The organism is Tissierellales bacterium, from assembly GCA_025210965.1.
Classification (GTDB): Bacteria; Bacillota; Clostridia; order Tissierellales; family JAOAQY01; genus JAOAQY01.
In genome coordinates, this window is record JAOAQY010000069.1 from 51,032 (window position 1) to 65,747 (window position 14,716).

Below are 14,716 nucleotides of genomic sequence, written 5' to 3' on the forward strand. Positions count from 1 at the left end.
GAGAAGATGCTACATATGGGGTCTGATTATCAATCAGACCCCATATAATGTGGAGGTGCAATTATTGAAAGTTATAAAACGAAATGGAGATTTAGTTGAATTTAACAAAAATAAGATTGTGGTAGCTATACGAGCTTCTATGGCTGAAACTAAGCTTGGAATTGAAGAGGATATCATAGCGGATGTAGTTGCAGTTGTTGAACAAATCATTGAAAAAGGTTATGAAAGCATTAATGTAGAAGATATACAAGATATTGTTGAAAATGCACTTATGGATAGTAGTCGAAAAGATGCTGCTAAGCGATATATATTGTATAGATATGAAAGAGATAAAACTAGAGATGCTAGAAAAAGACATGATGGAAGTTTATTGAGTGAAGAATTTGTAAGTCAGTATAAACACAAGCCATCGCCTATGAAACAATTGGGGAATTTTGTATACTACAGAACGTATTCCCGATATATACCTGATTTAAAAAGAAGAGAATATTGGTGGGAGACTGTAAAACGAGCGGTAGATTATAATTGTAAATTAGTTCCAACTACTAAAGAAGAAGCTGAAAATTTATACGATAATATATTTAATTTGAGACAATTTCTATCGGGTAGAACATTTTGGGTTGGAAACACAGAAGTAGCTAAAAATTATCCTATGTCGAACTATAATTGTGCATTTGAAGTTATAAATAGTTTTGAATCTTTGAGGGATTTATTTTATTTACTGATGGTAGGAGCTGGAGTTGGCGTTAGAATATTAAAATCAGATGTTGAGCAACTGCCTAAAATTCGAACAGATTATGATTTGATTCATGGGGATTATACTCCTATTCAAAAGCAAAATAGAGAAGATAGCACTAGTCTCGAGTTCAGTTATAATTCGGTTGTTAAAATAACGGTAGGAGATAGTAAAGAGGGTTGGGTTCAATCGCTTGATTATTTCTTTAGATTGTTGTATAGCAACGAATACAGAAATATTAAGACAATTATAATAAATTATGACCATGTTAGACCTAAAGGAGAAAGGCTCAAAACATTTGGAGGAACAGCTAGTGGTCATGAGAGTCTTAAAAACATGTTTTATAAAGTAGATAGAGTTATAAAGAAAGCCTCTGTGTTAGCTGAAAAAGCAAGAATAGCACTAAGACCTATAGATTGCTTGGATATAGCAAACATAATTGGAGAAAATGTTGTAGTAGGTGGAGTTAGAAGGACAGCAGAAATAGTACTTGTAGATCAAGATGATGAAATGAGCATTGATGCAAAAACTAATTTATACAAAAAAATTGACAATAACTGGATAGTGGATCAGGAAATAATTCATAGACAGATGAGTAATAATTCAATATATTATACAAAAAAACCTACGCGAGAAAGATTACATTGGCAAATGGAAAAAATGAGATATTCTGGAGAACCTGGCTGGGTAAACGAAGAAGCGGGAGCTAAAAGACGTCCGAATATGAATGGGGTAAACCCTTGCGGAGAGATATTGCTAGATGCGAAGGGAATGTGTAATCTGACTACAGTAAATGTATATTCATTTGTAGAAAATGGAAAACTAGATATTGAAAGATTGCTTGATGCTCAAAGACTTTCAGCTAGGGCGGCATATAGAATGACTTGTGTAGAACTTGAAATACCTAAGTGGGATAAGGTTCAAAATAGAGATAGGCTATTAGGATGCTCAATGACGGGATGGCAAGATATGGTTAATGCAACTAGTATGGAGAGAGAAGAGCAAAAGCATATACTTGGAGAACTTAGAAAAGCTGCGCGTGAAGCTGCAGATGAGTATGCTAGGGAACTAGGTCATAGTGAACCACTTCTTGTGACTACTGTAAAGCCGGAGGGAACATTATCTCAACTTCCAACAGTGTCTAGTGGAGTTCATTATTCACACTCACCTTACTTTATAAGACGAGTTAGGATTAGTTCTGATGATCCATTGGTCAAAGTTTGTGAAGAGTTAGGTTACCCAGTATTTCCAGAAGTTGGGCAAGATATTAAAACTTGTACAACTAAAGTAGTAGAATTTCCAGTAAAGGCACCAGATGGAATTACTAAGTATGATGTAAGTGCTATAGAACAATTAGAAAATTATAAGATGTTTATGAAACACTATGTAGATCACAATTGTTCTATTACAATACATGTAAGACCGCATGAATGGGAAACTGTAGAAGAATGGGTTTGGGAAAATTGGGATGATGTTGTGGCACTTTCGTTTTTGGCATTAGATGATAATTTTTACGAATTATTACCATATGAAGCTATTGACGAAGAAGAGTACAATAGGAGAGTTGGTGAAATGAAATCATTTATACCATCTCTCATTAGTAAGTATGAAAAAGAAGAAACTGAATTTGACATAGGGACAGAGGGTTGTGAATCAGGAGTTTGTCCGATAAGATAGGAGTAAACATGAAAATTAGAGGATTTGAATTAGTAAGCGACAAAAACAAAAAGCAAAATGATGAGGTTAAATTGCCTAAAAGAGGCAGTAAAACATCGGCTGGATATGATTTTTATACACCAATAGATGTGGATATAGAAGCTGGTAAACAAGCTATTGTTTGGACTGATATAAAAGCATATATGCAGGAGGATGAAGTACTGCAGCTTTATGTTAGAAGTTCGATAGGTATAAAAAAAGGTATAGTGCTTTCAAATGGAACCGGAATAGTCGATCATGATTATTACAATAATGATTCGAATGAAGGAAACATTGGTATTGCATTAATTAATAATAGCGACAAAACAGTAAATATAAATGCAGGAGAAAGAATAGCGCAAGGGATATTTATGAAATACTTGGTTGCAGATCAAGGAAATAGTGATGAAACTAGAACTGGCGGTATTGGAAGTACAGATAAATAGCTTTAATTAAAAATAAATACTAGTATTTGAATTGAAATATATTCGAGTACTGGTATTTTATTTTTGTCTGAATTTGCTAATTGATGTAAAAAATATGCTATAATTGTAGTGAATTAAGTTCAGAAAGGGGTATAATGATGGGTAAGATAGGTTTGATATTAGAGGGTGGTGGAATGCGTGGCATGTACACTACCGGTGTTTTGGATTTTTTCATGGAAAAGAATTTATATTTCCCATATGTAATTGGAGTATCCGCAGGAGCGATGAATGGACTGAGCTATGTTTCTAAGCAGAAAGGAAGAAATAGAAATATTACTATGGAATTTATTAGTGATTCGCGATATGTAAATATGAGAAATATATTTTTGGGAAGAGATGTTTTTGGACTAGATTTCATATTTGAAGATATTTGTAAAAAATATAATCCATTCGACTACAAGACTTTTATGGAATCTGATCAAAATTTTAACTTGGCTTGTACTGATGTAGAAACTGGAGAGCCTGTTTATTACGATAAAGGAAGCTGTGATGACATATTGACTGCTTGTAAAGCTTCAAGTAGTTTGCCGTTAGTTAATTCTATAGTAGAATTTGAGGGTAGAAAACTTTTAGATGGAGGATTGTCTGACCCTATCCCATATAAAAAGGCAATTAGAGATGGATATTGTAAAAATGTAATAGTTTTGACTAGAGATGAAGATTTTGAAGTAGAACCAGTAAAACATAAACTGATATTGAATACGCAATATGGAGAATACCCAAATTTGCTAAAAACTATATTTGAAAGACCAGTTAATTATGAACGAACGCTTAGTGACATAAAAAACTTAGAGAAATCTAAAGATTTTTTTGTTATTCGCCCTAGTGAGCCAATCAATATAAAAATATTTGATTCAAATATTAAAGATTTGATATATATTTATATAAGAGGATATATAGACGCAGAAAAGAAATATAAAGACCTTCTCGAATGGATAGATGATAATAAATAACAAAGGAGGAGTGTAGTTGAACAAAATATTTGTTGTAGATGATGAAAAATATTATTTGAATAGTTTAAATCGTATTTTGCATAATATTTACGAATTGAAGTGCTTTTCTGATGGAGAAGAACTTTTAAATTATTTTGATGAGAATACTATGTTACCAGATTTGATATTGCTAGATATTATGATGCCCAAAATGAATGGTTATGATATTTGTAGAGAATTAAAAACTAATGAAAAGACAAAAGATATACCTATAATATTTGTCTCGGGATTGGACTCTTTTGATGATGAAGCAAGAGGGATAGAATTTGGTGTTGAAGATTATATATATAAGCCATATAATACAGAAGTTTTAAAGGCACGTATGGCAAATGTTATAAGGCTCAGTAAGCATAGAAAAAATCAAAAACACAACAATTTTAGCAATCTAGGCAAAAAAATGATAAAAATATGGCTAGGGAAAATGTCTGATGATGATGAGAACATTATTAATAAAACATTATTTGAAGCGTATTGGATGGGAAAACTTGTGTTTGAAGTAACCGGTTCAAAAAATGAGCAAGAAGAGGCTTATTACTTGAAGGTTAATGAAATTGTACGCAAAGAATACCAAGATTATAGCATTGAAATTCAAACAAAAATAGACAAATATAATGAAGATATATTAGAGCACTGGGATGGAAGTGGTAAGGTTTCTCTAAAGAAAAATAATGTAAATCTGATTTCAAGGGTTAAAGATGTTGTAGAAACTTATGCGGATGTTTTTTATGACTGTTATGATTTGAAAAAAGGTATCGATTATTGCGTGGAATTAAGAGGAACCACATTAGATCCAGAAATCACAGATTTATTTGTAGATTTAATAAAAAAAGATGAGAATGTAGATTAAATACATTCTCATCTTTTTTTGCTATTACATTGAAATAGGTACAACTTTCCAAATGTCATTTTCTTTTATTACTTGAATTGGCTGGTTTTCAAGAGTTTTATTCACTTGAACATCTTCGCCAGATTCATTTTTTTCAGTAGCTTTATAAGTGTAAGTAACAGAAACTGTATAACCCTTATCGTTTGGAGTCATATCACCAACTGTATATTTAGATATTGATATATTGCTTTTTTCATGATTAGATGCAAAAGTGTCATAGTCTTTATCTCTTGACTCGATTGCAGTTATTAAATATAGAGAAGCTGTCTTGTCATATCTTTCAGCTTTTAAATATTTTTTAACAGCATCTATAGGTGTTCGTTCTATACGATCTAAAGATACATCTTTTACATCTTTCTTTTCATAATTGTAGAAGAATATTCTTGGATCATAAGTGTTACCAGCATCCCAGATTAAATAATCGTTTATGCCTAGATCCATACAAGCTAGAATTTGTTTTCGAATATTTTCAGGTGAATAATCGATGTGACCTTTAACCCATCCTGCTGTAAAACCTTGGATCCAAGGTCTTATAGTTGCTGGAGTTTGCTGTGCAGCATTTTTTTCTATAGCTTCCTTCATAGATGCTTCCAATACGCCGTAAGGATGAGCATCTGGATATTTAAATCCATACCATCCGGTAGAATAATGGCTAGGATACACCATAGGACAAATGTACTCGGTAGTATTTGCAACTTTTCTCCATGTTTGACCAATATCTTCAGGTTTATCATCCCAATTTCGTGTTATAACACCAAAAACATCAGCTGCTATATTTACGCCATAAGGAGACAGTTCTTGTCTTGCAAATTCAAGAAAATCTTCAATTCCTTCATCTTTATCTCTATCATTTCTATGCGGATAGTTAACTTGCTTATTATAAACTCTTGCATTATCAGGGAAACGCACATAATCAAATTGTATTTCGTCAAAACCCTTTAACGCAGCTTCCTTTGCTATAGCAACGTTATAATTCCAAACGTATTCGTCGAATTGATTTACCCACGGGATACCGTGTCTATCATGCCAAACTCCACCTGATTTTGATTGCATTGAATGTTTCGACATAGTTCTAGCAAAATGAGGATCTTTAAAAGTAACTATTCTAGCTATAGCGTAGATATCATGTTTTTTCAAAAGTTCGATAAGAGCATCGATATTACGTATAGAATTTTTGCTATTAGATTTTGCTATATTTGTAGCTTCAACATCGCTATTGTAAGTCATGAAACCAGAATCATTTTTGACGTCTATTACAAGTGCATTTACTTCAGTAGCTAAACAAATTCCAACAGCTTTTTCTAAAAGATTTGCATTTTTATTGCTAGCGCTGTTTTGAGAAATTAATTCTTGATTGCCTGTTTTTAATCCTTCTACGTACTTAGCATAACTTTCAATCCTAGATTCATCAAATTTGTATCCTGCAACAGAGCCTGTAACATAAAGACCTTTAGCTTCAATCATTTTTTTTGCTACTTCTTGATCAAGTGCAGGAAGTGGTACATAAAATTCTTTGTACTGTTCCTTTCTAGAAGTTTCAAGTGCCAATCTTTCTTCAGCTTTTTTTTCAGCTTCAAATTTAGCGGCTTCTTCAGCTTCTTTTTTTTCGCGTTCTATTCTTTCAGCCTCAGTTTCAGTAGGCTCAGAATTTACTTCAGAAGAAACAGTTTGTTCACCAATATTGCTTTGTTCATTATTTTGCGCAGTGCCAGTTTTGCAACCAGTTAAGGCAAGTGTTGCGCATAGAGAAATTATTGCGTAAAACTTGAGTTTATTCATTTAATGTAAAATCCTCCTTAGTAAAGTATTCATCTATATTATACAGTAGAAAAATTGATATTATGTTACAAATTAATGACATGAATAAGTATTTATGAGTGAAAATCGAAAATATCTGAGAAATTTGTAAAACATTGGGTATAAGAATTTCGTAGTGAATTTAAATTATATTGAACTAAAAATAATATAAAAAAAGAAGGAATAGGAGGCAAAAAGATAGAATTATATAAATAATCTGAAAATAACCACATAAAGATTAAGGGGGAACAATTATGAAGAATTATAGTGCAGATAAAATAAGAAACATGGCGTTATTAGGGCATCACGGAAGCGGTAAAACAACTTTAGCAGAAGCTTTACTATATACTACTGGAGCTATTTCTAAGGCAGGTAGTGTTGAAGAAAAAAATACTGTTTCCGATTATGATAAAGAAGAAAAAACTAGACAAGTTTCAATCAGCACATCAGTTATTCCAGTTGAATGGAAAGATCATAAATACAATGTTCTTGATACACCAGGTTATTTTGATTTTGTTGGAGAAGTAGATAGTGCACTCAGAGTTGCACGAGGTGCAATTATAACGATGGATGCATCGGCAGGATTTGAAGTTGGAGCTGAGAAAGCTTGGAAATATACTAGAAGAAAAAATCTACCTACTTTACTTTTTGTTAATAAGATGGATAAAGAAAATATAAATTTTACAAAATTAGTGGAAGAACTCAGAACTCAACTGGGAAAACAGGTAGTTCCATTCTGTATTCCTATAGGAAAAGGAGAGGAATTTGAGGGATTTGTAAATATAGTTGATATGAAAGCAAGAATATATGATGGTACTAGCTGTAAAGATGCTGAGATTTGGCCAGAAAAAGCAGAGAAAGTAGATCAATTTAGAGAAATGCTAGTAGAGTCAGTTGCGGAAAGTGATGACGAACTTATGGAAAAATACTTTAATGGCGAGTCATTTACAGAAGAAGAAATCCACAAAGGTCTTAGAAAAGGCGTTATTGAGGGGACATTGGTTCCTGTTCTATGTGGTTCAGCAACAAAAAATGTTGGAGTTCATACATTGTTGGATATGATTTGGGATTATTTGCCTTCGCCAACAGATATGCAAATGCCATTTGGAATAAATCCTAAGACTGAAGAAGAAATTGAAAGAAAGATAGATAAAGATGAACCATTTTCAGCAGTAGTGTTTAAAACGATAGTTGACCCTTATGTTGGAAAGATGTCATTGTTTAAGGTTAGATCTGGATCTCTTAAGAAAGATGATGAAATATATAATGTTAATACTGAAACTACAGAAAAAGTAAACACATTGTTCTTGCTTAGAGGAAAAGAACAAGTATCGGTTGATTCAGTTAGCGCAGGTGATATAGGTGTAGTTGCTAAATTAAATGATACTCATACTGGAAATACATTATGTGCTAAAGATGCTCTTATAAAGTACAGAGAGATTCCATTTACTCAGCCAACGTATTTTATGGCAATTAATCCAAAATCAAAGAACGATGAGGATAAATTAAGTTCAGCATTAACAAAAATATTAGATGAAGATAAAACTATATGCGCAGAGCGAAAATCAGAGACAAAGCAATTGCTACTTGGAACTCAAGGCAATTTACATTTAGAGGTTATAAAAAATAAATTAGAGAATTTATATGGCGTGCATATAGATATAGAGGATCCTAGAATTGTTTATAGAGAAACTATAAAAGGTCAAGCTGATGTACAAGGAAAACACAAAAAACAGTCTGGTGGAGCTGGGCAATACGGAGATGTTCATATTAAATTTGAGCCTTGCGAAGAAGATTTTGTTTTTGAAGAAAAGATTTTTGGAGGATCAGTTCCAAAATCTTATATACCAGCAGTGGAAAAAGGATTAGTTGATAGCTTGAAAAAAGGAGTATTGGCAGGATATCCAGTAGTAAATGTTAAAGCAATATTACATGATGGATCATATCACGCGGTAGATTCTAGTGAGATGGCATTTAAAACAGCAGCATCGATTGCATTTAAAAAAGGAATGAAAGAAGCTAATCCTGTATTACTAGAACCGGTTATGAGAGTTGAAGTTTTAGTACCAGAAGAGTATATGGGAGACGTAATGGGAGATATGAACAAAAGAAGAGGTCGTATACTTGGAATGGAGCAACAAAAAGACGGATCTCAATTGGTTATAGCAGAAGCTCCAGAAGCTGAATTGCTAACATATACTGTTGATTTAAAATCTATGACTCAAGCTAGAGCTAGCTTTACACTTAAGTTTGAGCGATATGAAGAGGTTCCTGGCATGATTGCAGATAAGGTAATAGGGGAAGCGCATCAGGAGAATTAACAGATAATTACTAAACTTTAAATAAATATCTTCGATTTAGGAAATGTTATGCACTGGTATTTGGTGAAATAATCCAAATGCTGGTGCATTTATTTTTTAGTATAAAAATTAAGAGATCAACATAAGCTAGTTCATTTGATACAACGATGATATAATAAAATGGTAAAACTGTGTAATTTTTATAAATATATGACAAAATTTAAAATATATTTATTTTGATATAAAAAAAACTTATAATATAGTAATGGAGAAGATAATATGGCTAAGATAAAAACAAAATATATTTGCCAAAATTGCGGTTATGAAACTCCTAAATGGATGGGAAAGTGTCCAGACTGCAATGAGTGGAATACATTTGTAGAAGAGTTAGTAGAAAAAGAGCAAAAAAATAGTGTGATGCCGAAGGTTTCAGCCGGAAAGGCAAAAAAATTAGAGGACATTCAATTTGATGAGAAAAAGAGAAATAAAACGGGTATAGAGGAGTTAGATCGCGTTCTTGGTGGAGGGATAGTAAAGGGATCTTTGATCTTAATAGGTGGAGATCCAGGTATTGGAAAATCTACTATACTACTTCAAGTTGCTGAATGTATGGCAATTCAAGGACAAAAAGTACTTTATATTTCTGGAGAAGAATCAGAAGAGCAGATAAAACTTCGTGCAGAGAGGTTAGGCGTGAAGTCAGATAACTTGTATTTAGTTGCAGAGACAAACTTGGCTTATATAAGAGGGATAATTGATGCTGAAAAACCAAATCTCTTAATAGCAGATTCGGTACAAACTTTATTTAACCCTGATATAGTGTCGGCACCCGGAAGCGTTTCACAGGTTAGGGAAGTTACGAACTTTTTTATGAAGTATGCAAAAAGTCAAGGTATAGCGACGTTTGTAATTGGTCATGTTACAAAGCAGGGTTCTATTGCAGGCCCAAAGGTATTGGAACATATGGTGGATACTGTACTTTATTTTGAAGGTGACAAGGATAATATATATAGAGTTGTGCGAGCTGTTAAAAATAGATTTGGATCTACAAATGAGATTGGAATTTTTGAAATGACATATAGAGGTCTTATAGCTGTAGAAAATCCGTCAGAGATGCTTTTGGCAGGAAGACCAATTGGAGAATCGGGAACCATCGTTGTTTCGGCGATTGAAGGAAGTAGACCGGTAATGGTTGAAGTTCAGGCGTTAGTTAGCCCTACTTCTTTTGGAAATCCTAAAAGGCTTACTACTGGAGTAGATTATAACAGAGTGTCACTACTCATGGCAGTATTGGAGAAGAGGATAGGGCTTCAGGCGCAGGCCTTCGATGCATATGTTAATATAACTGGTGGAATTCAAATGAAAGAACCGGCTTTAGATTTAGGGATAGTAGTAGCATTGGTATCATCGTACAAAGATAAAGCTGTAGATGGTAAAATTGTTGTGGCTGGAGAAGTTGGATTAGCTGGTGAAATAAGGACTATTACAAACTTGGAAAAGCGAATATCAGAAGCTGAAAAATTGGGTTTTGATAAAATATATATACCAAAAAGTAGATTTGAATTACCTAAGAATACTAGTATAGAAATTGTAGAAGTAAGTCAAATAGGGGAACTAATTACAAAAATATTTGGGAGGTGATTAATTTGAGCAAAACGGTCAAACAATTAGATCAAAAAACTGCATTATTTAAATTTGTTAAAATGGTAGCTCCTGGAACTGAATTTAGAGAAGGTCTTGATAATATTCTGAAAGCGAACACTGGGGCTATAATAGTATTAGGTGACGATGAAGATGTTATGAGTCTAACTGCTGGAGGATTTTCTATAGATAGTGAATATTCACCAGCTAAGTTGTACGAATTGGCTAAAATGGATGGTGCGATAGTATTGAGTAAGGATGCGAGACGAATTGTTTCAGCAAATACTCAATTAGAACCTGATGCAAATGTCGGTTCGGATGAAACTGGAATAAGGCATAGAACAGCAGAAAAATTTGCTAAGCAAACTAGCAGATTAGTTATATCTATATCACAAAGGCGAAATATAATAACTCTATACTATAAAAATGAAAAATATGTGCTTAAGGAATCGAGCAGAGTGTTAATAAAAGCCAATCAAGCAATACAGACGCTAGAAAATTACAAAAAAACATTAGACAAAGCTATGGGTGATTTAGAAGCGATGGAGTTTGAGGACAGTGCAACACTATATGATGTATGCAAGGTTCTTCAAAGAATAGAGATGATGATGAAAATAGTTCAAGAAATAGAAAGTTATATATTAGAACTAGGAATAGAAGGACGATTAATAAGTATGCAGCTTCAAGAACTTACAACAGACATTAAAGAAGACAGTGAAAATATAATAAGAGATTATGCTAAAAAAGAAGTTGCAGAAGAGCCTAAAATGGCAAGAAAAGAAATAAAAAAATTAGACTCAGAAGAACTTTGGGACTTAGTTAATATTTCAAAAATATTAGGGTATGAAAACATAGCTGGAATATTAGATCAAAGTGTTGAGCCATATGGATATAGAATATTGGCAAAAATACCTAGATTACCAAATAGTGTTTTAGAAAAATTGATAGAAGCATTCGGTAGTTTTCAATCACTTATAGAGGCTGATACTGATCAATTAGAAGAAGTAGATGGCATTGGAGAAAAGCGAGCCAAAATTATAGCTGATAAATTAATGAGACTACAGGAGAGGGCTATGCAAAATAGAACAATATAATTGTTGACATTGAAGACTATGTGTGTTAAAATACAAATTTTGACATAATCCTTTATATAGGGTATACTAGAATTATATCCTTATATGGAGGTGCTGAAATGTTTGAAATAGGAGATAGAATTTTTTACCCTATGCATGGTGCAGGGGAGATTGTAAACATCGAGAAAAGAGAGATACTAGGTGAAGAACTTGAGTACTATGTGATGTTTATACCAGTTGGGAGTATTAGAGTTATGGTTCCGGTAAAGAATGCCAGTAATATTGGTCTTAGAGAATTGGCTTCTAGAGAAGAAGTAGATCAGGCATTTGCAATACTTGCAGATGAAAAAACTAAGATGCCGCAAAATTGGAACAGAAGATTTAGATTAAATTTAGACAAGATTAAGGGAGGGGATATTTTCGAGATTGCAGCAGTTATAAGAAACTTGATATTGAGAGATAGAGAAAAAACACTTTCTACTGGTGAGAGAAAGATGCTAAATACCGCAAAACAGATGCTTATAAGTGAAGTTGTACTAGTATTAGATAAGGAAGAAGAAGAGGTTGAGCGTCTAGTTCAAGAGACAGTAGGAGAATAACTTGGAGGTGAATTAATGGTTGAACGCATAATTAGAGCAGTGCTTACTCTTTTGGGAGGAATCATTGGTTTGGGCGCGTATTCTCTTTTTGAAACTCTTTTTTCGTGGGAATTTGAAGGGTATTTACAATTTGGAGTTAATTCAGTATTTGTTATTATTTTTGCACTTATATTGTTTATTATTTCTAGAAAAATTATCAATCATTTTCATAAATTAGAGGAGACGATTCAAAAAGTACCATTTAGTGATGTTATTTTAGGATCTATTGGATTGATTATTGGACTACTCATAGCGTTTTTAATTAGCCAAATTTTTTATCAAATAAATATACCGTATGTAGCTAATATAGTGTCGATATTGTTGTATTTATTGTTAGGTTATCTTGGTGCGATGGTACCGCTTAAAAGAAAAGATGATATAGCTAATCTTTCTATTTCTTTTAAGAAAAATACAGCTAATCAAAATAAAGAAAAATATGCATTAAAAGGCGTTAAGTCTAAAAATAAAGCAAAGGTATTGGACACTAGTGTTATTATAGATGGCCGTATAGCTGATATTTGTGCGACAGGATTTATAGAAGGCCCGTTGGTAATTCCTGAGTTTGTACTTGGCGAGTTACAGTACATAGCGGACTCATCAGACGGAATGAAGCGTAAACGTGGTAGAAGAGGCTTAGATGTATTGAATAGAATTCAGAAGGAAATAGATATAGAAGTTGTTATTTCTGATAAAGATTTTGAAGAGATATCTGAGGTTGACATGAAACTTCTGAAACTAGGTCAGCTTTTGAAAGGAAAGGTCGTAACTAATGACTACAATTTGAATAAGGTGGCAGAATTTCACGGAGTTGAGGTTTTGAATATAAATGAACTTGCAAATGCAGTAAAACCTGTTGTATTGCCTGGAGAGATTATGAATGTTGATATAATCAAAGAAGGAAAGGAATCAGGGCAGGGGTTAGCTTATTTAGATGATGGAACTATGATAGTAATAGAGGGTGGCAAGAAACATTTAGCAACTCATGCTGAAGTAGAGGTTAGCAGTGTTCTTCAAACTGCTGCTGGTAAGATGATTTTTGCTAAAGTTGTTAAAATTTTGGGCCCTATTGAAAAAGAATCAAAAAAAAGCTAGAAAAGCGATCCTATTAGGATCGCTTTTTTAAAAGAGGTGAAGATGTGATAGAGGAATATAAAGTAGTAGCTGTGATTTTAGCAGCAGGATCTGCTACTAGGATGAAAGCTGATCAAAATAAAGCATTTATAAGTATTGGCGGGATACCTATTTTGGCAAGAACGTTAATGGTATTTGACGAAGCGGATTTTGTTGATGAGATTATTTTAGTATCTAAAGCTGAAGAAATTGAGAATATAAGAGTAAATATAGTTGACAATTATGTAAAGAAAAAAGAAATTAGAATCATTGTTGGAGGGAAAGAAAGGCAGGATTCTGTTTTCAATGCTCTAGAAAATATAGATGAAAGAGAGAACGTGTTAGTTGCTATACAAGATGGGGCGAGGCCATTTGTTAAAGAATGCTGGATATATGAAAGTTTAAAAGCTGCTATGGAATTCGATGGAGCTGTTGTAGGTGTTGCAAGCAAAGATACTATAAAGATAGTAGAACATGGAATTATAAAAGAGACATTGGATAGAACAAAACTTCTAAATGTACAGACCCCTCAAAGTTTTAGATTAGAGATTATAAAAGAAGCCTACCGAAGGGGTTATTACAATCAAGTGAAGGCGACTGACGATAGTATGCTTGTTGAAAGAATAGGTGGACAAGTAAAATACATTGAGGGAAGCTATGATAATATAAAAATAACGACACCAGAAGATCTTTTTTTAGCCGAGAATATTTTGAAAGGAATGAAGTAGATGAGAGTTGGTTTAGGATATGATGTACACGCGCTTGTAGAAAATAGAAAATTAATACTAGGCGGAGTAGAAATTCCTTTTGAGCTAGGACTTTTAGGTCATTCGGATGCAGATGTTTTGACACATGCTATTATGGATGCTATTTTAGGTGCTATTGGAAAAGGAGATATTGGAGGATTATTTCCGGATACAGCTAATGAATTTAAAGATATATCAAGCCTACTACTATTAGAAAGAGTAATTGAAGAAATAAAGCTATCTAATATGAAAATCATAAATATTGATGCGATAATAATAGCTCAAAAACCAAAGATGGCACCATATATAGGTGATATGAAGAAAAGATTAGCGTGTGTTATGGGTATAGAAGAAAATCAGATAAATATAAAAGCTACGACAACTGAAAAATTGGGATTTGAAGGACGTGGAGAAGGGATATCTTCACAGGCAGTAGTATTGTTAGAAAATGATAATTAAGGGCATTAATAAGAAAGGAGAGTATATAATAAGTGGTGTAAACTTCTGAAATAATATAAAATAATATTATGAGGAGGGATACACCACTATGTCGTTATTAGATAAAAAAGAATTAAGAAAGTTAATGAAAAAAGGACAGCTTACTGACATTTCTGATA

The 14,716-nt window shown here is 33.0% G+C and carries 12 protein-coding genes; 11 read left to right on the top strand and 1 reads right to left on the bottom strand.

All coding sequences use genetic code 11. The features are described from left to right. Positions 1-64 precede the first annotated feature (64 nt). The 4 genes from nrdJ to N4A40_04895 all read left to right on the top strand — a co-directional run bounded on the left by nrdJ (position 65) and on the right by N4A40_04895 (position 4,755). Complete coding sequence (gene nrdJ, locus N4A40_04880; GenBank protein MCT4661176.1) at positions 65-2,413, top strand: ribonucleoside-triphosphate reductase, adenosylcobalamin-dependent; 2,349 nt, start codon at positions 65-67, stop codon at positions 2,411-2,413. A gap of 8 nt (positions 2,414-2,421) precedes the next feature. Next, a complete protein-coding gene (locus N4A40_04885) occupies positions 2,422-2,877 on the top strand; it encodes a hypothetical protein (protein MCT4661177.1) in 456 nt (151 codons plus the stop codon). 137 nt (positions 2,878-3,014) lie between these two features. Next, a complete protein-coding gene (locus N4A40_04890) occupies positions 3,015-3,869 on the top strand; it encodes a patatin family protein (protein ID MCT4661178.1) in 855 nt (284 codons plus the stop codon). A gap of 16 nt (positions 3,870-3,885) precedes the next feature. After that, positions 3,886-4,755 carry a response regulator gene (locus tag N4A40_04895; GenBank protein ID MCT4661179.1) on the top strand — a complete coding sequence of 290 codons (870 nt, stop codon included), beginning with the start codon at positions 3,886-3,888 and terminating at the stop codon, positions 4,753-4,755. Between the two features lie 24 nt (positions 4,756-4,779). On the opposite strand, the gene N4A40_04900 is transcribed toward N4A40_04895, so the two are convergent. Next, the gene (locus N4A40_04900) at positions 4,780-6,573 is read right to left on the bottom strand and encodes a putative glycoside hydrolase (GenBank protein ID MCT4661180.1); all 1,794 of its coding nucleotides are present in this window, start codon (positions 6,571-6,573) and stop codon (positions 4,780-4,782) included. A gap of 272 nt (positions 6,574-6,845) precedes the next feature. Here N4A40_04900 and fusA point away from each other — a divergent pair, with 272 nt between their 5' ends. The 7 genes from fusA to ispF all read left to right on the top strand — a co-directional run bounded on the left by fusA (position 6,846) and on the right by ispF (position 14,558). Beyond that, positions 6,846-8,912, top strand: coding sequence for an elongation factor G (fusA, locus tag N4A40_04905; protein ID MCT4661181.1), 2,067 nt, complete (start codon positions 6,846-6,848; stop codon positions 8,910-8,912). Positions 8,913-9,170: 258 nt separating this feature from the next. Continuing rightward, positions 9,171-10,532: a DNA repair protein RadA gene (gene radA, locus N4A40_04910; GenBank protein ID MCT4661182.1), complete on the top strand. Its 1,362-nt coding sequence runs from the start codon at positions 9,171-9,173 to the stop codon at positions 10,530-10,532. Between the two features lie 5 nt (positions 10,533-10,537). Continuing rightward, entirely contained in the window at positions 10,538-11,626 is a 1,089-nt protein-coding gene (disA, locus tag N4A40_04915; protein ID MCT4661183.1) for a DNA integrity scanning diadenylate cyclase DisA, read from the top strand. Between the two features lie 98 nt (positions 11,627-11,724). Further along, the gene (locus tag N4A40_04920; protein ID MCT4661184.1) at positions 11,725-12,204 is read left to right on the top strand and encodes a CarD family transcriptional regulator; all 480 of its coding nucleotides are present in this window, start codon (positions 11,725-11,727) and stop codon (positions 12,202-12,204) included. 15 nt (positions 12,205-12,219) lie between these two features. Next, positions 12,220-13,335, top strand: a complete 1,116-nt coding sequence (locus N4A40_04925; GenBank protein ID MCT4661185.1) for a PIN domain nuclease — start codon at positions 12,220-12,222, stop codon at positions 13,333-13,335. Between the two features lie 44 nt (positions 13,336-13,379). Then, positions 13,380-14,081, top strand: coding sequence for a 2-C-methyl-D-erythritol 4-phosphate cytidylyltransferase (gene ispD / locus N4A40_04930; protein ID MCT4661186.1), 702 nt, complete (start codon positions 13,380-13,382; stop codon positions 14,079-14,081). Then, positions 14,082-14,558 (top strand): 2-C-methyl-D-erythritol 2,4-cyclodiphosphate synthase, encoded by a 477-nt coding sequence (gene ispF, locus N4A40_04935; protein ID MCT4661187.1) that lies wholly within the window; start codon positions 14,082-14,084, stop codon positions 14,556-14,558. Positions 14,559-14,716: the final 158 nt, after the last annotated feature.

What these genes read in the sequence shown, in the direction of transcription:
- fusA (MCT4661181.1), top strand. Translation starts at nt 6,846, where the DNA reads ATGAAGAATTATAGTGCAGATAAAATAAGAAACATGGCGTTATTAGGG.
- N4A40_04885 (MCT4661177.1), top strand. Translation starts at nt 2,422, where the DNA reads ATGAAAATTAGAGGATTTGAATTAGTAAGCGACAAAAACAAAAAGCAA.
- radA (MCT4661182.1), top strand. Translation starts at nt 9,171, where the DNA reads ATGGCTAAGATAAAAACAAAATATATTTGCCAAAATTGCGGTTATGAA.
- N4A40_04900 (MCT4661180.1), bottom strand. Translation starts at nt 6,573, where the DNA reads ATGAATAAACTCAAGTTTTACGCAATAATTTCTCTATGCGCAACACTT.
- N4A40_04925 (MCT4661185.1), top strand. Translation starts at nt 12,220, where the DNA reads ATGGTTGAACGCATAATTAGAGCAGTGCTTACTCTTTTGGGAGGAATC.
- N4A40_04920 (MCT4661184.1), top strand. Translation starts at nt 11,725, where the DNA reads ATGTTTGAAATAGGAGATAGAATTTTTTACCCTATGCATGGTGCAGGG.
- N4A40_04890 (MCT4661178.1), top strand. Translation starts at nt 3,015, where the DNA reads ATGGGTAAGATAGGTTTGATATTAGAGGGTGGTGGAATGCGTGGCATG.
- ispF (MCT4661187.1), top strand. Translation starts at nt 14,082, where the DNA reads ATGAGAGTTGGTTTAGGATATGATGTACACGCGCTTGTAGAAAATAGA.